The organism is Martinezella calliandrae (genome assembly GCF_030272695.1).
Classification (GTDB): Bacteria; Pseudomonadota; Alphaproteobacteria; order Rhizobiales; family Rhizobiaceae; genus Rhizobium; species Rhizobium calliandrae.
In genome coordinates this window covers 1-18,356 of the sequence record NZ_JARFYN010000017.1, presented here as the reverse complement: position 1 = coordinate 18,356, position 18,356 = coordinate 1, and the positions used below count along the sequence as shown (strand labels likewise).

Genomic DNA, 18,356 nt, shown 5'->3' with positions numbered 1-18,356 from the left:
TCGTCTACCCCGAAGCAGGCGTCGAAAATATCGGGCTGTCGAATCCTGTGCTAGTGTCATGCGGCATCCGCCAAAGCGAGAGCGCCAACAAGGGCAACCCTTGCGGCTATCCCCCATCTTGACTGAGATCTACACTTCTCCAGGTTTAATCCTGACGGCGTCAGCGCGAATCTCATTTGTGGGATTGCATGCACCTTGCTTCCCGGGGGTTCTGCTGCTACTGACCCACGCATAGCTTTTAGAAAGCTAAAATAACCGGTCGCAGCCCACCCGGTCAAAACAAGGGATCCAAACTATGAAGACTATCGTCGTCTGCTCCGGCGGATTGGACTCCGTTTCGCTCGCCCACAAGGTCGCTGCGGAACATCAACTCATCGGACTCATCTCGTTCGATTACGTACAGCGGCATCGCAAGGAATTGGATTTTGCCGCCGCCTGCGCCAAGCGCCTCGGCGTACCGCATCATATCATCGACATCACCGCCATCGGCAGGCACCTGACCGGATCGGCCCTGACCGGCGACGTCGAGGTGCCGGATGGACACTATGCCGAGCAAACGATGAAGGCGACCGTCGTTCCGAACCGCAACGCAATCATGCTTGCGATAGCCTTCGGCCTTGCCGCCGCGCAGAAAGTGGACGCCGTCGCCGTTGCCGTTCATGGCGGCGATCATTTCATCTACCCGGACTGCCGGCCTGGCTTCATCGATGCCTTTCAGCAGATGCAGAACCACGCCCTGGACGGCTACGCCAGCGTTTCGCTCTATGCACCCTATGTCAACATCTCCAAGGCCGACATCGTGACCGACGGCGCGAAAAGCGGCACGCCGTTTAAAGAAACCTGGTCCTGCTACAAGGGCGGCATACATCACTGTGGCCGTTGCGGCACCTGCGTGGAACGGCGCGAGGCCTTCCATCTCGCTGGCGTTGAAGATCCGACGGTATATGACGATCCGGATTTCTGGGTTGCGGCGACGGCAGGCTTTTCGGCCGAGGAGGTGAAGTGATGTTCCGCATCACCAAGCAATTCCACTTCTCGGCCTCACACCAACTGACACACCTTCCTGCCGACCATCAGTGCGCCAGGCTGCATGGGCACAATTATATCGTGGAGGTGGAGCTTTCGGCTGCCGAGCTCGATGCTGACGGTTTTGTCCGCGATTATCACGAGCTCGCGCCGCTGAAGCGCTACATCGACGAGCGTTTCGACCATCGGCACCTGAACGAGGTTCTCGGTCATGACCGCGTGACGTCTGAGTATCTGGCGAAGCACTTCTATGATTGGTGCAAGCAGAGGCTGCCCGAGACTTCGGCGGTGCGTGTCAGCGAGACACCGAAGACCTGGGCGGAATATCGACCATGAGCGAGGCGCGCGAAACCCGGATTCGCGTCAGCGAGATATTCGGGCCGACAATCCAGGGCGAGGGAATATTGATCGGCCTTCCGACGGTGTTCGTGCGGACGGGCGGCTGCGATTACCGCTGCTCCTGGTGCGATACGCTGCATGCGGTCGACAGCGACAATCGCGATCAATGGCAGCAGATGTCGGTAGACGAGATCTGGCAAAAGGTGACCCGCCTTTCCGGAGGCAGACCACTGACGGTATCGCTTTCAGGCGGCAATCCGGCGATCCAGCCGCTCGGTCCGCTGATCGCCCGCGGCCATGATCAAGGCTACAGCTTTGCGTTGGAAACCCAGGCGAGCATCGCGAAAGAGTGGTTCGCCGAACTCGATGTGCTGGTGCTTAGCCCGAAGCCGCCTTCGAGCGGTATGGTAACGGATTGGGATGCATTCGACGACTGTCTCCGTCAGGCGGGCGATAGACCGCAGATCGCACTGAAGATCGTCGTTTTCGATGACCGCGACTATGCCTATGCGCGCGATGCCTCAACCCGCTATCCGCGTCTGTCGATCTATCTGCAGCCTGGCAACCACACGCCGCCTCCGCCCGATCAGGACGACGCGATGATCGATATAGACGGCATCATGGACCGGATGCGGTGGCTCGTGGACAAGGTGACGAATGATGGATGGTTCGAGGCACGGGTACTACCGCAACTGCATGTTCTGCTTTGGGGTAACAAACGCGGTGTTTAGCGTTGGCGTGTCAAATCTCGACAAACGACGGCCGATTTGAGGGCGACCTCCACTGAAACGGAAAACCCGACTCCAATAATACAAACGTGATAGTTGCGAGGAAGAGTTTCCAAAGAAGCGCAAAAATAACTATTTTGGAGTTCAGTTTCAGGCGCAAACATACCAGTCAGTAGCGCTGGCTACATATATTATACTCAGAATGGATGATGGGCCCCAACGGCTATCCTATGGTAACACATAGATAATCTTTGTGGGGGTCTGGATGGTGTATCTGCGTGACGCCGCAATTGCTATGCTGAGCGTCACGCTGTTCGCTCCGCTACCTTCGAAAGCCGACGAGAAGGTCGGCGAGGCGGTCTTGATCAAAACTGAAGTCTCCGGCGCGAGCGGTCCCATGGCGGTCGATGATCCGGTCCATCGGGACGAGCGAATTCGCACATCCATTTCCGGCCTCGGTCAGTTCACCTTTCGAGATGGCACGAAATTGGCTGTCGGAGCCGGCTCCTCGGTGGTCATCGACAAGTTCGTCTTCGACGACTCGGGTTCCGTTAAAAAGCTCACCATTAACGCCGCGAAGGGTACTTTCCGCTGGATGAGCGGAAATTCGAACCACTCGGCCTATCAAATCGTGACGCCGGCCGGAACGATCGGTGTGCGCGGAACAGCGTTTGATTTCTATGTCGGCCCCAACGGCACGACGGCGGTCGTTTTGTTGAACGGCGCCGCTCAATTTTGCGGTGCGGGCGGCTGCAGGAATTTGAGGGCGCAATGCGATTGCGTGGTCGCCAAACGCAATGGCGAGATAAGTGATCCGCGCCGGGTCAATCGCGATATTCTCAAGACGCTCGGCAACCAGCGAGCCCTACCGTTCCTGTCTGGCGATCAAACGCTTTCGGGTAGAATGGCCTTTGCCGGCGGCGGCGATTGTGGCCTATCGACCGCGATGAGAGACCGGCCAAACGGTACATCCCCACACAGCGATCCGGCACATAGTCCTGCGCCGTCGTCGCCCGATACTCCCAGTTCGCCTAGCACGCCGAGCACGCCTCAATCACCGCGCGCCGAGGCGCCGGCCGCGCCGGGTCCGCAGCAAACTCCCAGTACGCCGGATGTTGCGAGCCCGCCGAGCACGCCTGACAGGCCGGATAAGCATGATGATCATGATGATGATCACGATCATCATCATGACCATCACTGGGGCGATCACAGTTGGGGCAACGGCGACAGTAACGGCCAAGGCAATGATCATGGCGACAATGATGGCGGGCATCATCATCGGTAGCCTTAGAGCGCAAGGAAATAGTCTCAGAGATCGCGATGCGTATTATGTGTCGGCATGATCGGCTCTATCGGCGTGCTCGTCGGCGAAGTGCGCGGCTCTGCGCGAGATCTGACCATAGAACTCCTGCAGCAATCCCGCTGCCGCGGCCTGCGCCTTGAGTTTTGCGATGCCGATGAGTTTGCGGGTCCCCGTCTGATGTGTTCGCAAGGCCTCGACAAGCCGCTTGTGCGCTGCGTGAAGCTCAACAAATTCGCCAGATCTTGCCAGACGCGCATCGCCGACCACAGCAAACAGGTTGGTTCGCATGCTCTTGCCTTTCAGCGTCAACGCTCCCGCTTCGAGCAGCGCGCAATCGGACAGCAAGCTTGCCGTGGGTTCGGACACCAGAATGTCGAAAATGATGTCCTTGCAGGTGGATTCGATTCGCGCTGCAATGTTGACGGCATCGCCGACCGCGGAGTAGTTGAAGCGTGTCTCAGCGCCCATATTGCCTACGCAGGCAAGGCCGGTGTGTATGCCGATTCCTATGCTGACCTGTCGTTCATCCCCGAAACCGAACGCATCGCTCTTGTTAAGGCGCGCAAGCGTTTCACGCATGCCTAGGGCTGCACGCACGGCCTTGAAAGCATGGTCGGGCACATCAATGGGAGCGTTCCAAAAGGCCATGATCGAATCCCCGATGAACTTATCGAGCGTGCCGTCATTCGCGATGACATGGTGGCTCAACGCATCGAGCAGCGTGTTGAGAAACGCAACCAAGGCGCTCGGTGTCATCTGCTCACTGATCTGAGTGAAGTTTCTGACATCGACGAACATGACCGTCAATTCGCGCTCATCTCCTCCGAGACGCAGGGCATCACGCGTATGCTCTATGCGATAAAGCAGAGAAGGTGAAAGATAATGGCCGAAAGCCCGTCGTACGTCGCGCCGCTCCCGGTCGGTCACGAGAAAGCGGAAGGCGGTCGCGGCGAAATGCGTGATCGATCCCGCAACGATCGGTGCCAGCGGGTCGAAGAGAAGTCCCGCATAGAGAAAGGCCACCCAGGAGGCGACGAGAGCGAGAAGCGTAATCAGCAGACCGCAAGCGAGCGCGACGGCTGGAGTGACGAAAGTGGTCAGGATCACCAGAAGGCTGCCCAGCACCGCGATGGACAGGATTTCCAGTCCATTTGCCCAATCCGGTCGGGAAAGAAAGCGACCTGAAAGGATTTGCTCGACAACCTGCGCATGGATGGAGACACCCGGCACGTTTTCATCCAGGGCGGTCGTGCGGATATCCTGCAGACCCGCAGCAGATGTCCCGACGAACACGATGCTGCCTTCGATGGCGTTTTTGATATCGGCGGAGACGTCTCCGGCCGTGAGCACCTTGCTTGCGGAAATATATCTTTCCTTGGTGTCGCGGCTCACGTAGAGCCAGAGCTCGCCCGCCGCGGTGACTGGCACCACGAATTCCCCGACCTTGACCCGCGTCATCGTGTTCGGCGCGTCTGGCGCACTGTCCAATATGTAAGTGGAGGCCCCCTGTGCAACGCGCAGCGCCTCGATCGCAAGGTTGGGGTAAAGCTGCTTGCCGTCACTGAGGAAAAGCGGAACCGCGCGTACGACCGCGGATGACGTGCCCGGATTGAGGCTAATATGCCCGATGCCCGCTGCATTTGCCTCCAGCTGCGGCTGCAGCGGAGTTGCGGCCTTGATCGCGGGCGGCGCGCCGAAAGGACTTTCACCCGTGTACGCAAATCCGGCTTTGACGGGCGGCAGATAGTTTCCTTCGTTGGATAGGCCGAAGCCCAGCACCACGGGCCTTCCGGACAGCGATTGCGAAAAAATCTCATCATTATCAGGTAATTGCCCAAGCAACGCGGGATCAACGCCAGTCACGTCACGAATGACATTGCGAGGCGAAAGGCGATCGGGCTCGGCGAAAAGAACATCGAAAGCGATAGCGGCTGCACCCATATCGGAGAGCCTGTCCACAAGGGCGGCAATCCGATTTCTTGGCCATGGCCATTGGCCGAACTCTCGCAGCGACGCTTCGTCAATGTCGACAACCCGCACAGGCTGGCTCTCGAAGGTGCGAGGCACCAGGCGTTGATACTGGTCGAATGTCAATTCACGGGCGAGCTTTAGCAACTGGGGATCGCTTGCCCGCAGAATTGTCAGTGCCGCGACAATCGCCAAGCCGATAATGACGCCGATTTGCTGAGCGCGTGTCACCATTGCGATGTCAGTCCCCTTCGTGCCAAGGTCACTGCGATAAGTAGCATTGCGAAAGAAATACTAGGGTCTATTGGCCTGCCGCCGCGCCAATGAAGAATATGCTGCCTTGTTCCTGTGAATGACGCAATGAGCAAAGCATCGAGAGGTACAGAACAAAGCTTCCACGAGACCATGTCTAGCATGAGTCTCTTAGACGCGCTGGCACAGCCGCCGATCCTGTCGTTTGCAGATCCGGATGAACTTTGAAATAGAAATGATGACTCTTGGACGGGGCAGGGACGCGTGCGTCATATCCGCACGACAATCTGGAACGGCATTCAAAGAAGTCGGCGCGCATTCCCGCGCGCCGATAGTTTTCGCGTTTTGTTCAAAGCGCGGCCATCGGGTGCGGTGATCCGTCGTAAGCGCCCCAAACCGATTGGTCGAAACAGATCACCGAGCCGGTCATGAGACCGGATTCGGGCGACGACAGATAGGCGCAGGCGCGGGCCACCTCTTGCGGGTCGACCAGCCGACCGAAGGGTTGGCTCGCTGCGGCCTTTTCCAGCCAGTCGGCCGGCGCATCGTGATATTGCCTCTGGATCCGGTCTTCGCCTTCTGAGGCCATCCAGCCAATGTTGAGGCCGTTGACGCGAATACGGTTGCGCAGCAGCGCGTAGGCGGTGTTTTTCGTCAGTGTTTCCAGCGCGCCCTTGGAAGCGCAATAGGCGACGATGAAGGGCTGGCCGGCCTTGGCCGACATCGAGCCGATGTTGACGATCGTGCCTTCGATCTTCTCGCGCCGCATGACCTTGACGGTTTCCTGCATCAAGAAGAATGGCGCCCGGACATTGACGGCGAACATGGCGTCGAAAAGCTCGGGACTGGTGTCCAAAATGGTGCCACGATCTGTGATGGCGGCGGCATTGACCAGCGCATCGACGCGACCGAAGGTCTGGTCGCAGACATGCACGACATTGCGTGCCTCTTCGACCTTGCCGAGATCGGCTTTGACATAGACGACCTCGGTGCCTGTTGCGGCCGAAATCTCCTCAGCCTTGGCTTTGCCCTTTACTTCGTTGCGGCCGCAGATGACGATGCCTTTGGCGCCGCGGTCGGCAAAGAGACGAGCAATGGTGGCGCCGAGCCCCTGTGTGCCGCCGGTGACGATCGCGATCTTGCCGTCGAGACGGCTGTGGTCTGTGCTCATGTGGTTTCCTCCCTAAATTGGTCCGGTGTGACCTTGCAAAAGCGCCTCGCGTGGCAAGAGGCTTTGGTGTTGTGTATGACCCGGCGCCTCCGGCGCAGTCAGGTCAGTTTTTTCTCGGCCTGCTTAGCGAGAGCCTCGGTAAAAGCTTCGTCGCTCCAGTTCTCCTGCAGCGCCTCATGCATCAGTTGAGCCTGCGTCTTCGGCGCAAGGCCGCCGAGCGGCGGGTCGCGGTCGAGGTTGGTGGGGAAGGAATAGCCTTCGGCGCAGGCGGCAATGGCGTTCGACACTTCCATATCGGAGAGCTTGCCTTCAGATTTCAGCACCTTCAGCGCCGGAAACAGGCGGGCACACATGCGTTCGCGATTGACCGTCTCCATGGCGCGGCCAAAGGCAGAGGAAACCTGTAGTAGATTTGCCACGCGCTTGATGTCAGCCGAGCGGTTGTTGCCGGCCGCATGGAAAAGTGCGGGATTGAAGAAGACGACATCGCCTTTTTCGAGCGGAAGCTGAACATGGTTGCGATCGAAATAATCGCGAAATTCCTGGCGCTTCAATGCAAGATAGCCTGGCACGTAAGTCTGACTATGCGGCAGGAAAAGCGTCGGTCCGCTTTCGAGCGGCATGTCGCAATGGGCAACCGCGCCCTGCAAGGTCAGAACCGGCGAGAGCCTGTGCACATGGGCCGGATACTGCTCGATCAATTTCGACGACTGGAAACCCAGGTGGTAATCGCGGTGCGCGGATTGTGCTTCACCGCCCGGATTGACGCGGTTTACTTGCGCCGTCATCTGGTAGTTCGGTCCGAGCCAGGCTTCGCTGGCAATCGCGACAATGGCATTGCTGTAATATTCCGCGAAATTTTGGGGATCAGCGAGACAATGCTTTTCCAGCGAATTCCAAATGCGATCATTGGCGCCCGGCTTGGCGAAATGATCCCCGCCGCCGGTGGCCGTGCGGTGCTGCGCCTCGATGATGTCCTCGAAAATCGCGCTGGCGCGGTCGATGACGGAAAGATCCTCGTAGGCATGTTTGAAGACGGCGACACCGGGGCCGTCCCCGATTGCCTCGCAGATTTCGGCGAGCACGGCGCGGCGTCTCTGGGGATCGGCGATATCGGCCAGGACCTTGCGGCTATCGTAGATCAGAACGTTTTTCTCGACGTGATCGGCGGTCGGATAGTTAGAAAGCAAAGTTGTGTTCTCGGCAGCCGCGCGGAATTCGCCGAGGTCGCACGCATTCTCGGTCAACCAGACGCGAACAGCCCGCAATTTCTGAAGATTGTCGGCTTTCATCAGATGTTCCTCCATCCCTGATGAAGGCACTATATGGCAGATGCAGGTGTGTTATAGATCATAAATCCATCAAAAAACCATCAGATCGAACCGCGTGTCACATCCATTTCTCGTCAAGGACATCGCTTTTCAAGCCGGCCTCAGCACCGCCACCGTCGACCGGGTGCTAAATGGACGGGCAGGTGTTCGCCGGCAGACCGCGATGCGGGTGAAGGCGGCGATCGCCGAGCTGGAAAAACAGCAGGCGGGTGTTGCGGCAAGCGGGCGGACGCTGGCGATCGATATCGTCATGGAGACACCGGAGCGTTTTTCCGATGCAGTCCGGGCCGCCTTCGAAGTGGAAGTGACGACCTTTCTGCCGACGGTCTTCCGCTGCCGTTTTCATTTCGCTGAAGTCATGAAGCCCATCGAATTGGCGCAACTGCTCGATCGCATTCGACTGCGAGGCACCCATGGAATTGTCTTGAAGGCTCCCGATGTTCCCGAAGTCGTGGTTGCGGTCGAGCGTGCGACCGAGGCGGGGATCACCGTTGTCACCTTGGTGACGGACCTGCCGAATTCTACCCGTGCGGTTTACGCTGGCGCCGACAATCGTGCCGCCGGCGAGACGGCCGCCTACCTGATCGGCAACTGCTTTGCTGGAGCAGCCGCCAGGGTGCTTGTGACGTTGTCGAGTGGCCGGTTTCGCGGCGAGGAGGAGCGGGAGATCGGCTTTCGCCGCGTTCTCCGCGAGCGCTTTCCTGAGATCGGCGTTACCGAGATCAGCGAAGGTCACGGCGCTGACACGGCCACCGGAATCCTTGCGGCGCGTGCTATAGCGGCGGATGCAGCAATCAATGCTGTCTATTCGATCGGTGGCGGAAACAGGGCCGTGCTTGCCGCTTTCGAGGAGGCCGGCAGGGACATCCGCATTTTTGTCGCGCATGATCTCGATGCCGACAATCGTGCACTGCTTGCCGCGGGTAAGATCGGTTTTGTGCTGCATCACGACCTGCGAACAGACGCTCGTTCGGCATTTCGGGCAATTATGAGCGGGCTGGTGAAAGAGCGTGTCGCGCCGGCGCTGCTGTCGGCAGTGGAAATTATCACGCCCTACAATATGCCTGCGAGGAACTAATTCGTCGCTTAGCGCCGTCCTCCCACTTCATCGATGTGATAGAGAAGGTCGGCCGGATCTTCATAGACGCGGATCGCGCCGGCATCCTTGAGTTCTTCGCGGCCATAGCCGCCGCTCAGCAGCCCGACCCCGAGCGCCTTGCAACGCGTCGCCGCAAGCATGTCCCAAATGGCGTCCCCGACGACAACCGAACTTTCTATCGCAACCCCGAGGGCTTCTGCTGCGGCGATGAAGAGGTCGGGGTCGGGCTTGGCATATTTGACCTTGTCTCGGGTAACGATCGGGAACGCCTCCGGGTCAATTCCCAAGGCGGCAATATTGACCGCTGCCGTTTCCATGCGACCGCTTGTGGCGATCGCGAACGGAATCTTCGCGTCCGAAAGCCATTGAAGGAGTTCGCTTGCGCCGGGCAGAGGTCGTATCTGGGCGCCGAGGCGGCGATAGGCTTCGGCGTGAAGCTGCCGCAAGCGCTCATTCTTCTCGTCAGTTATCTCAATGCCGGTTTCACGGAGCAACTGATTGGTGAACAGTCCGCCGCTCATGCCGATTTTCCTATGGATACGCCATATCGAGAGATCTATGCCCTCGGCATCCAAGGCCTCTTTCCAGGCAAGCACGTGCTGATAGACGCTGTCTACCAACGTGCCGTCGAGGTCGAATAGAAAGGCATGTTCGATGCGCATCGTGCTCTCCATGTTTTGGATCTAGGGGCGGCGCGAAAGGCATCAATGGGGAAGGGATGCGGTAGAGGATTTTTGTGTTCTGCGCCCTCGAGTTTGGCGCCTGCGCTACGCCACGGGCGAGGACCTGGCGTAGCATCGGATCGGCCGCGATTTATCGATAGCCTCAGGAGGCGATGCTCGCCATGTGGTCCAGTTCCTTGACAAAATTATCCGGCAGCATGAGCCCGGCGGCGGCGAGGTTCTCTCGCAGATGACCGACGGACGAGGTGCCGGGGATCAAAAGGATGTTCGGCGCGCGACGCAGCAGCCAGGCAAGCGCCACCTGCATGGGCGTGGCGCCGAGGCGTGCGGCGACATTGGACAGCGTGGACGATTGCAGCGGCGTGAACCCACCGAGCGGAAAGAACGGCACATAGGCGATGCCGTCGCGGGCAAGATCGTCAATCAGGGCATCGTCAGCTCGATGAGCCAGATTGTATTGGTTTTGCACGCAGACGATCTCGGTGATCCCGCGGCCTTCGTTAATCTGCTTGGGCGTGACGTTGCTCAACCCGATGTGACGGACCAGACCTTGCCGCTGGAGATCTGCTAGGACTGTCAGAGGCGCTTCGATCGACCCTTCGGCAGGGCCATGCACGTCGAACATGATCCGAAGGTTGACCACCTCCATTACATCCAGGCCCAGATTACGGAGATTGTCGTGAACTGCCTTCGTCAGCTCTTCGCCGGAAAAGGCCGGGTTCCATGATCCATCCCCGCCGCGCCGCGCGCCGATTTTGGTGACGATAATCAGATCGTCGCGATAGGGGTGGAGCGCCTCGCGGATGATGTGGTTCGTAACATGCGGGCCATAGAAGTCGCTGGTGTCGATGTGGTTTACGCCACTCTCGACCGCCTCGCGCAGCACTGCCAACGCCGCTTGATGATCCCGAGGCGGGCCAAATACACCGGGCCCTGCGAGCTGCATGGCGCCGTAGCCGAGCCGCTTCACTCTGCGCTCGCCGAGATTGAACGTTCCGGACTGATCGATGATGGACATGAACTAACTCCTTCCAAGAGATGACCGCAAGATAGGCGCTGTCGCACTGCATGAAAATCGGATACAACCGGCACAGGTTGTGCGAAGTGGCGAACAATGAAAGTCGATCTCGGTGATCTCAATGCCTTTGTGGCGGTGGCGCATGCTGGCGGCTTTCGCGAGGGAGCGCGCGCAAGCGGCAGCAGTCCCTCCTTTCTCAGTGAAGCGGTTCGTCGCCTCGAAACGCAGCTGGGCGTCAGATTGTTCAACCGGACCACGCGCAGTGTCGTTCCGACCGAGGCGGGCAAAGGCTTGCTGGAGCGGCTCGGCCCGGCGTTGACCGAGGTGGAGCAGGCCCTCGACGTCGTCAACAGGTTTCGAGACAGGCCGGCAGGGACGTTACGCCTCAATGTGCCGGTCAGCGCAGCGCGACTGGTGCTGCCCAGCATCATTCCCCCATTCCTTGCCGAATATCCGGACATCCGGCTTGAGGTCATCACCGAGGAGAGCTTCGTCGACGTGCTGGCTGCCGGTTGCGACGCCGGCATCCGATATGACGAGCGGCTGGAGCAGGATATGATCGCGGTGCCGATCGGGCCGCGCGTCCAGCGCTACGCCGCCGCAGCCTCGCCGGCCTACCTGGATCGTCATGGCCGGCCGCAGCATCCGAGCGAACTGCTCGGCCATGCCTGCCTGCTAGGCCGCTTCGCCAGCGGTGCGATGACGACGCCATGGGAGTTCGAGCGCGGCGGCGAGGTGCTGCGGGTCGATTGCACAGGACCACTAATCGTCCGCCTGGGCGGCGCGACAGATCTTGCCGTCGATGCGGCTATCGCCGGTACAGGGATCGTATACCTCTTCGAGGACTGGCTGCGCCCGCATCTTAACAGCGGAACACTCGAGTCTATCCTCGAACCATGGTGGCTGCGCTTCTCGGGCCCGTTCCTCTATTATCCCGGACGCCGCCTCGTGCCCGCGCCGCTAAGGGCCTTCATCGAATTCGTCAAGAAACCGGCTCAGCGGGCTTGAGGTCTTTAGACGCGCACTATGGCGTCTCAGCTGCGCGGGGTGATGGGAAGTGCAGGCAGCCCGATCGGGTCTCTAGGGCTCAGGACCCATTAAGGGCGAACCAAAGATGGACTGAATTCCAAGCTTCACACTGTATGTGACGGCTAAGGGCGTCCGATCATCATGCTGCTCGGCAAAAGGCAGATGAGCGATCATAAGGGACGAGGCTCATTCCACATTAAATCCGAACCCGGGAATGTCTGGAGCCAAAATGCCGTATCTTTCGGACTTGGCACCGTCGACAGCTGTTCTCCGCCAACAGATCGCAGCCTTTACATCCAAGTCGGCTGATTTCGTCAGAACCGTCTACCGCTCCGACGTGTCCACCCGCGTAACGACCGACATTCCAGGCCGCAGCCTTTCGGCCAAGGGCTGACCACGATCGATGGCTATGCGAATCGGCAGTCTCTGGACGATTTTTGTGAAGTTTCCCGTCGCGTTATCCGGCCGCAATATGCTGAATTCGGAACCGGTTGCGGGCGACAATTCTTCCACTTTGCCTGTCAGCCGCGCCCGATTGAGCGCGTCGACAGTGAACCAGACGGGCTGACCGACGCGAATGTCGTTCGTCTGGGTCTCCTTGAAGTTCGCAACCACCCACAGGTCCGCTGGTACCAAAAACATCAACTGCGATCCGGACGTCACAAATTGCCCGAGACGCACCGAGGCCTCGCTGATTTGGCCATCTCTCGGAGCGGTGATGACCGTATTCGATAGGTTGATACTCGCGACGTTGACCTGCGCGTCGGCCATCCGCAAGGCTGCCTGAAGTCCCTGTTTGGAAACCTCCGTGGATGTCAGTGTCTGCTCCGCGATCGCGATGGCGGCCTCGGCGCGCTTAACGCCCGCTTCGGCGGCGCTTAGGGTCGCCTGTGATTGCTCGGCCTGCGCCTGCGGGGTAACTCCCTGGCGACCAAGTGCTTCCACGCGAGTGGTATCCGCCGCTGCTCGCTGCAGCTCAGCCTGGGCCTGCAGAAGATCCGCTTTGCGCGCAACGATCTCAGCGCGGTTTTGCGCCGTCGTCTGTTCCACGTTGGCGAGGTTTGCGATCGCCTGATCGCGCTGGGCCAGAGCCTGCTCGAGTTGCTGCTTGTAGGTCCTGTCATCGATCCTGACCAGCGTATCGCCGGCATGAACCCTTTGAAAGTCGCGTGCCGGCACATCGATCACATAGCCACTCACCTGCGAAGACAGGACGGTGATCTTACCGCGAATAAAACTGTTGTCGGTCGTCACGATGCTTGATGCGAAGGGCCACAGCCCCCACGCGAAAAGGATGAGGGTGACGCCAATGATCGCCACCACGAGCATTGCGGCAACCGTCAGGGGCTGGGGGGTCAACTTCTTCGGCGGAAAAGCGACGGCTGCTTCCGGCGCCGTCGCCGAACCCTCCGCGCCTCCCGGCCAGTTTGGTGCCTTGCCGCCATCAGGCGACGGATCCAGGCCCACCGGAGCGCCACGCAACGGTTCCATCGACGGCCGCTCTTCGAAAGCATCTGGTTTGCGATCTCTCATCTCGAGTGCACTCCTTCGATTGAGGCCGTGCTGGACCCTGCCGCCACGCGCGCAAGGACAATGGTGCGCGTCATCGTCCAAGCGAGGAAAATGACCGCCAGTAACGTGTTCAAGACAACGACGTCGTTGTACGCGCGAACATTCGACTCGCGCGTGGCTATTTGCGAGAGCGCGGCCACACCGAGCGCGTTTCGAAGCGCAGGATCCGTGACCACGGGTTTGTAGACCTGCGACTGGAGTGCCAGCCGTAATGCGACGGCCGGATCCGTCTTCTGAGTATGGGCAGTTATAAGCGCCGAGTATTCGTGCTCGCGATATTGCTGGAAAGTGGCGAATAGCGCCGGCCCCGCCAATCCGCCGATCCCCTGGGTAATCGAAAAGAGCACGATAAAGGTAACCATATGATCTGCGCCCTCTGCCAGGGCGCGATTGACGCCGAAGAGAAGCAACGGTCCGATAAACATTCCTGCAGCGCAGGAAACAAAGAACTGGCTGACAAAGAGGTCGTGCGGTCGGGTCAGGCTCGTGGCGTGCCGGTCCATCAACCCCCCGATGATGATCAGGACGACCGAAGAGGAGATCAGGGGCAGCGTCGTCTTAGGTCCGAAGAGCAGAGCGGAGACGATGGTGCCTGTCAGCGTTCCGATGAATATCACCGAATAAAGCGGTTGCATTTGATCGGGTCCCATTCCCAAAGTTCGCATCAATCCCGTTGCGGCATAGGTCTGCTCCGACAGAAGCAGCCGAATGCTCAGCGCCCCCAAGGTGAAGCGTATCGTACCGGATGTCCCCAGCCAGCGTGTGCGAACCAGTGGCCGCTCCCTGTGATGCTCGAGATAGAATGCGCACAGAAGAAGGAGCAGAGCAGCTATCAATGCTTGCGCCATCCAAGGCTGGTCCGGCCACCATTGAACACGACCTTGCGCAAGCACGGCGACAATGAGCGCCAAGGCTGGGGAAATCAGCAGAAAACTCAAGGCATCAAGAGGCTCGAAAACCTTTATTCGAATACCGGGTGGCAACTTCAAAACGACGACGGCGGCAAGAGAACAGAGACCGAGGCCGAGCTCAAAAACATAAAGCACATGCCACTCGCCGATATCGAGTAGCGGCACAGACAGGATCCACGCGAGAGGCGTCGCAAGCTGACTAACACCAAGAGCTATACACATGCCCGCTCCAAGCTTGGCTTTGGGGAACGCTTGCATCACATAAAAATTGGCAAGTGCGCTGATGGGCGCCGATGCAAACCCTGTCACTGCGCGGACAAATAAGGTCATCGGATAGTTGTGGGCGGCAAGCTGAAGAACGGTCGCCAAAACATAAGCCATCAACCCAAGCTCGGCGAACCGACGTATCCCGAACTGCTGACGGCACTTGAACAGAATCAGATTGGAAGAAACATTGACCATCACCCAGGCGGCAGGGAGCCACGCGCCTTCGATCGGCGTAAGCCCCAGTTCGCCTTGAATCTGCGGCAGGTTCGCCAACACCATGGCATTGCCGAGGCCGCCGGTTATGCCAACAAGCACACCCACGAACGCATAGGCCAATCTCGCCGTTGGCGAATGGTACGGCGTCGACGGCGAGCCTGGCATTCGCGGCCGCTCGTCGGATGTCCAGTTCGGAATTGGTTCCAGATAGCGTGACATTTTAGGGACAAGCCAACCGAGTATTAAATGCTAATACAAGATGCGAAGAATTACTAGGATGACGGCCAGCACAGGGCGATATGCCGGCGGGCCATGCTTGACGACATAGACGATGCCACTGGCAACCCCGTCGATCATCAACACGCGGCACGGCCGTCTGGCCTTGGCAGAAGTTCAACCTGTGATAGGGAATTTCGTGCATCTGCACGAGTTGCTTCAAGCCTTCGACGGTTCCAAGAATATGTGTGACCCCGCGATAACCAGGTGGCGCATACGGATCGTGCGGATGGCAGGCAAGCCGCACCTTACAGGACTGGGCAACCGGAACGACGCGCGACAGAAAATAATCGATGCGCTCCCAATTCTTCTCCTGGCTGAGAATGCCGGCGATCGAGGGCGGCGGGTCGTGGTCGGCATTTTCCCAGCGAAATGCTTCATTCATCGACTAGCCGCGGCCAATTTCCAATGCGGTGTGGGGAATGCCGATAATATTGAGGTTGTATTTGACGGAGGATATGCCGGCAGCGGCGGCATTCTCGGTGTTGGGCGCCCGGCGATCCGCGAGGCGATGCTGGCGTGACTGAATCCCTTCTGGCCGGCGCCGACCGGGTCTATCTTCGGGAAGACCAGAGATAGAACCGCTCTCGCCCCGGCCCGCGTCACCAAGACGAGACAGGTGCGGCAAATGTGCACCGCAGCAAAAAACTTCAGTCCGTGGGGTTTACAAGCCATCCCTTGAATGGGAACCTTGCAGATGAAAGCTGCTTGATGCGCGCAGGCCCTTTGCCATGCGCGATGGTGCAAATGCCTAAATGGCAGGAAATGCACCGTCAGACAGGCGCTTTTCAACCAAACCAATCCGAGGCCGGAATGCGATTTTCGCATTGTATTCGGCTGTCGATACAGCGCCCTCGCGTGCCGGCGCTGACATGAGCACAATTGGGTTTTGCGATGAGACTTGTTTTAACACGCACTTTTCTTTGTGTTCAGCTATGCACCACGCCGCTTTTTGAGACGGCCGGCGCCAGCGATCTGGTGATCTGGTCACCAGTGAAGCTTGCCCCGCGAACCTATCAGACGACAATCGGCTTTCGACTGCCGATGGCCTGGGAGATGAGCGCCGGTGCCGATCTCGGCCTCGCAGGCGCGGCCGGCGGAAAGATCCTACGCGGTTCCGAGCTTGCCACGCTGTGGGGAAAAGCAGTCGACGATCGCCGCAGTCTTGCGGGCCAATTGCGAAGCGAGGTGGCGCTGAGGATGGATACGCTAAAGGGCGATGGAACATTGTACCTTGGCCGCTCACAAAGCTGGATCTTCTCGAAAGATATCGACATGCAGACGTTGGGTTCGCTGAACCTGAACTATGTGGCGACGCGGGCAGAGCCAGCTTCCGTCACCGCGTCGCAAGGGGTGACCATGATCTTTGCTTCGACCGGGACGTCGATTTCGGCGAGCGGCGCAGTGAAGGACCGCGATGGCGCCTTTTCCAGCACGCTGGGGTTCAACCAGCCGATCGCCCCCAATCTCAATCTAAGCGCTTCGTTCAACGATCCCCTGACGTTGACGCCTACCGGCGACGTCAGGGTGGATTATCGCATCAAATGGTAGCAGATGCGGCACCCGAGACGCGGCTCTCCGTTCGTTCGGAAGGCCGAACTCGCGCGCGCCGACTGGTTTTTGGGCCAGTGTAAGCCCGTAGCCGTTGCTTCAATATTCAGCATTGTTGAATGAGCGCGAGAGACATCCTGCGTCCTGATGGCCGATTCAATGGACGTCGATGCCGTTGGCCTTATCAGGCCTCGAGGATATATGCCAATCCACGGCAATTGCGCTGTTGCTTTACGATGAGCCGGGCTTGATGTGTTGGCGCGGTGCCGCTCCTGCAATGGAGATGATGGTGGACATTGCCTCGGACGCGATGCATCGATCTGGAGTGATAGTCGGCGTTGTCATAGCCGAAGCTGTAGCTGGTTGTGGTCGCAACCGACCAGGCATGGTCGGACCTGCGCATGTCCGACAAGGCATGGTCGGAACCTGCGCATGGTCGGACCTGCTATCGTTGTCAGCGCGCACGATCCGGGCGCACATGCTGTAAGACGTGCCTTCAGTCTTTCGTCGTTCTGGCCAGCGGGCCCGCCCGGCGCTCGGGAGGCGCCGGGCTCGCGTCTTGGGAGGGTGGTTGGAGAGCAGTCAGGCGCTCCAATAGTTGATTATTCGAGTACCCGGATCACTTTCCGTGACTGAGGCTCCACGATAACGCGTTGATGGTTGACCACAGCGTAGGCGTATTTCGGATTTTCCGGAATCTGTCTTATCACCACCCTTTCCGGCAGCGGCCGGCCGACTACGACTTTTTCCCGAACGACAACGGAATCGTCAGGAATTGGCTGCTCTTCTACGTAGGTCACAACTCTCTGCGGCGGCGGATCGATAGCGGTACCGACAATAGCGCCCGCAACACCGCCGATTGCGGCCCCAACCGGACCACCCACGACGGCACCTGTTGCTGCGCCGCCTGCGGCGCCAGTAACGGTCGACGACTGTGCAAAAGCAGAGCCGCTCGCCAATACAAGCGAGATGGCTGCTATACCAAGTACCTTCGCTTTCATCAGATTCTCCTTTGAGTTTCCTATTCGTCCGCGGGTAGCGGCGTCTAAGACAAACAATTGGGAGCCGTGTCAGTTCCGGGTTTGAGGCTTCAGTCGGAGTGTATTGGGACCTTGGTCTCACCTCGTTGGGACTAAGGTCCCACAACGATTAAAGGACCTATTGCAGATTGTATGACGAATGGACCTGGCTGACCGCAGCCTGTTGGGCGGATGATGCCCGTGCCTTAGGATCAGGGAGCCGGATGAGAACGAGAGGAGCCGATTGGCCTTTACCCAGGATCTAAAGAAGATTCGGCGTTTCCTGCAGCACTAAGCCCTAGTGAACGCTTGGCAACTTCGCGGCTGCGGCAAAATCCTCGGCCGCCAATTCGCTGATCGCGATCAACACCTCCTCACGGGAGAAGCCAGAGCCGATCGTTCGTTCGATCAGGTCCTGTAAGTCGGGCTCAATGACGTCGCGGCAATCCTCAAGCCGTTCTTCAGAAACGGTCATGCTATATACAATCGTCCATCCTTCAACCGCTCTCCAGAACCTAAACAAACCAGTGCATAGCTGATTAAAGCTACGCCGCCGCCTTGTTGTCTGGTTCCTGCTTCCCGCGCAAGTCCACGACT

At 58.9% G+C, this 18,356-nt stretch carries 16 protein-coding genes and 1 pseudogene; 7 read left to right on the top strand and 10 right to left on the bottom strand.

All coding sequences use genetic code 11. The annotated features are described in order from the left end of the window. Positions 1-295: 295 nt before the first annotated feature. From queC to PY650_RS14775, 4 genes are all read left to right on the top strand, one after another. Entirely contained in the window at positions 296-1,006 is a 711-nt protein-coding gene (queC, locus tag PY650_RS14790) for a 7-cyano-7-deazaguanine synthase QueC (RefSeq protein ID WP_285880091.1), read from the top strand. Next, positions 1,006-1,362 carry a 6-carboxytetrahydropterin synthase QueD gene (gene queD, locus PY650_RS14785; protein ID WP_285880088.1) on the top strand — a complete coding sequence of 119 codons (357 nt, stop codon included), beginning with the start codon at positions 1,006-1,008 and terminating at the stop codon, positions 1,360-1,362. Before queC ends, queD begins: the two co-directional genes overlap by 1 nt. Next, positions 1,359-2,096 (top strand): 7-carboxy-7-deazaguanine synthase QueE, encoded by a 738-nt coding sequence (queE, locus tag PY650_RS14780; RefSeq protein ID WP_285880087.1) that lies wholly within the window; start codon positions 1,359-1,361, stop codon positions 2,094-2,096. The genes queD and queE overlap by 4 nt, the downstream gene beginning before the upstream one ends. Before the next feature lie 262 nt (positions 2,097-2,358). Further along, positions 2,359-3,378 (top strand): FecR family protein, encoded by a 1,020-nt coding sequence (locus PY650_RS14775; protein WP_285880086.1) that lies wholly within the window; start codon positions 2,359-2,361, stop codon positions 3,376-3,378. A 42-nt stretch (positions 3,379-3,420) separates the two neighbouring features. Here the strand turns inward: PY650_RS14775 and PY650_RS14770 are convergent, their stop codons facing one another. From PY650_RS14770 to PY650_RS14760, 3 genes are all read right to left on the bottom strand, one after another. Next, positions 3,421-5,598 carry a CHASE2 domain-containing protein gene (locus PY650_RS14770; protein ID WP_285880085.1) on the bottom strand — a complete coding sequence of 726 codons (2,178 nt, stop codon included), beginning with the start codon at positions 5,596-5,598 and terminating at the stop codon, positions 3,421-3,423. Positions 5,599-5,965: 367 nt separating this feature from the next. Continuing rightward, a complete protein-coding gene (locus PY650_RS14765) occupies positions 5,966-6,787 on the bottom strand; it encodes an SDR family oxidoreductase (protein ID WP_285880084.1) in 822 nt (273 codons plus the stop codon). Between the two features lie 98 nt (positions 6,788-6,885). Beyond that, positions 6,886-8,079 carry a phytanoyl-CoA dioxygenase family protein gene (locus tag PY650_RS14760; RefSeq protein WP_285880082.1) on the bottom strand — a complete coding sequence of 398 codons (1,194 nt, stop codon included), beginning with the start codon at positions 8,077-8,079 and terminating at the stop codon, positions 6,886-6,888. 94 nt (positions 8,080-8,173) lie between these two features. On the opposite strand from PY650_RS14760, the gene PY650_RS14755 reads away from it, so the two are divergent. Further along, positions 8,174-9,196, top strand: a complete 1,023-nt coding sequence (locus tag PY650_RS14755; RefSeq protein WP_285880080.1) for a LacI family DNA-binding transcriptional regulator — start codon at positions 8,174-8,176, stop codon at positions 9,194-9,196. 8 nt (positions 9,197-9,204) lie between these two features. Here PY650_RS14755 and PY650_RS14750 read toward each other — a convergent pair whose 3' ends face one another. Then, the gene (locus tag PY650_RS14750; RefSeq protein WP_285880079.1) at positions 9,205-9,879 is read right to left on the bottom strand and encodes an HAD family hydrolase; all 675 of its coding nucleotides are present in this window, start codon (positions 9,877-9,879) and stop codon (positions 9,205-9,207) included. A 163-nt stretch (positions 9,880-10,042) separates the two neighbouring features. After that, positions 10,043-10,918, bottom strand: coding sequence for an aldo/keto reductase family oxidoreductase (locus tag PY650_RS14745; RefSeq protein ID WP_285880077.1), 876 nt, complete (start codon positions 10,916-10,918; stop codon positions 10,043-10,045). 96 nt (positions 10,919-11,014) lie between these two features. Here PY650_RS14745 and PY650_RS14740 point away from each other — a divergent pair, with 96 nt between their 5' ends. Next, positions 11,015-11,926, top strand: coding sequence for a LysR family transcriptional regulator (locus PY650_RS14740; protein ID WP_285880075.1), 912 nt, complete (start codon positions 11,015-11,017; stop codon positions 11,924-11,926). A 345-nt stretch (positions 11,927-12,271) separates the two neighbouring features. On the opposite strand, the gene PY650_RS14735 is transcribed toward PY650_RS14740, so the two are convergent. From PY650_RS14735 to PY650_RS14725, 3 genes and pseudogenes are all read right to left on the bottom strand, one after another. Further along, the gene (locus PY650_RS14735) at positions 12,272-13,276 is read right to left on the bottom strand and encodes an HlyD family secretion protein (RefSeq protein ID WP_285880288.1); all 1,005 of its coding nucleotides are present in this window, start codon (positions 13,274-13,276) and stop codon (positions 12,272-12,274) included. 200 nt (positions 13,277-13,476) lie between these two features. Further along, positions 13,477-15,132, bottom strand: a complete 1,656-nt coding sequence (locus tag PY650_RS14730) for an MFS transporter (protein ID WP_285880073.1) — start codon at positions 15,130-15,132, stop codon at positions 13,477-13,479. A gap of 160 nt (positions 15,133-15,292) precedes the next feature. Beyond that, positions 15,293-15,670 (bottom strand): annotated as a pseudogene (locus PY650_RS14725) (mannonate dehydratase); the annotation flags it as partial. A 413-nt stretch (positions 15,671-16,083) separates the two neighbouring features. Here PY650_RS14725 and PY650_RS14720 point away from each other — a divergent pair. Then, on the top strand, positions 16,084-16,740 hold the full coding sequence (locus PY650_RS14720) for a hypothetical protein (protein ID WP_285880072.1): 657 nt from the start codon (positions 16,084-16,086) through the stop codon (positions 16,738-16,740). A 602-nt stretch (positions 16,741-17,342) separates the two neighbouring features. On the opposite strand, the gene PY650_RS14715 is transcribed toward PY650_RS14720, so the two are convergent. Further along, the gene (locus tag PY650_RS14715) at positions 17,343-17,741 is read right to left on the bottom strand and encodes a DUF1236 domain-containing protein (protein WP_285880071.1); all 399 of its coding nucleotides are present in this window, start codon (positions 17,739-17,741) and stop codon (positions 17,343-17,345) included. Between the two features lie 316 nt (positions 17,742-18,057). Then, positions 18,058-18,234: a hypothetical protein gene (locus PY650_RS14710; protein ID WP_285880070.1), complete on the bottom strand. Its 177-nt coding sequence runs from the start codon at positions 18,232-18,234 to the stop codon at positions 18,058-18,060. Positions 18,235-18,356: the final 122 nt, after the last annotated feature.

Coding starts and splice junctions, on each gene's coding strand:
- PY650_RS14745 (WP_285880077.1), bottom strand. CDS start 10,918: ATGTCCATCATCGATCAGTCCGGAACGTTCAATCTCGGCGAGCGCAGA.
- PY650_RS14740 (WP_285880075.1), top strand. CDS start 11,015: ATGAAAGTCGATCTCGGTGATCTCAATGCCTTTGTGGCGGTGGCGCAT.
- queE (WP_285880087.1), top strand. CDS start 1,359: ATGAGCGAGGCGCGCGAAACCCGGATTCGCGTCAGCGAGATATTCGGG.
- queC (WP_285880091.1), top strand. CDS start 296: ATGAAGACTATCGTCGTCTGCTCCGGCGGATTGGACTCCGTTTCGCTC.
- PY650_RS14735 (WP_285880288.1), bottom strand. CDS start 13,276: ATGCTCGTGGTGGCGATCATTGGCGTCACCCTCATCCTTTTCGCGTGG.
- PY650_RS14760 (WP_285880082.1), bottom strand. CDS start 8,079: ATGAAAGCCGACAATCTTCAGAAATTGCGGGCTGTTCGCGTCTGGTTG.
- PY650_RS14775 (WP_285880086.1), top strand. CDS start 2,359: ATGGTGTATCTGCGTGACGCCGCAATTGCTATGCTGAGCGTCACGCTG.
- PY650_RS14715 (WP_285880071.1), bottom strand. CDS start 17,741: ATGAAAGCGAAGGTACTTGGTATAGCAGCCATCTCGCTTGTATTGGCG.
- PY650_RS14750 (WP_285880079.1), bottom strand. CDS start 9,879: ATGCGCATCGAACATGCCTTTCTATTCGACCTCGACGGCACGTTGGTA.
- PY650_RS14730 (WP_285880073.1), bottom strand. CDS start 15,132: ATGTCACGCTATCTGGAACCAATTCCGAACTGGACATCCGACGAGCGG.
- PY650_RS14765 (WP_285880084.1), bottom strand. CDS start 6,787: ATGAGCACAGACCACAGCCGTCTCGACGGCAAGATCGCGATCGTCACC.
- PY650_RS14770 (WP_285880085.1), bottom strand. CDS start 5,598: ATGGTGACACGCGCTCAGCAAATCGGCGTCATTATCGGCTTGGCGATT.
- PY650_RS14710 (WP_285880070.1), bottom strand. CDS start 18,234: ATGACCGTTTCTGAAGAACGGCTTGAGGATTGCCGCGACGTCATTGAG.
- PY650_RS14720 (WP_285880072.1), top strand. CDS start 16,084: ATGAGACTTGTTTTAACACGCACTTTTCTTTGTGTTCAGCTATGCACC.
- queD (WP_285880088.1), top strand. CDS start 1,006: ATGTTCCGCATCACCAAGCAATTCCACTTCTCGGCCTCACACCAACTG.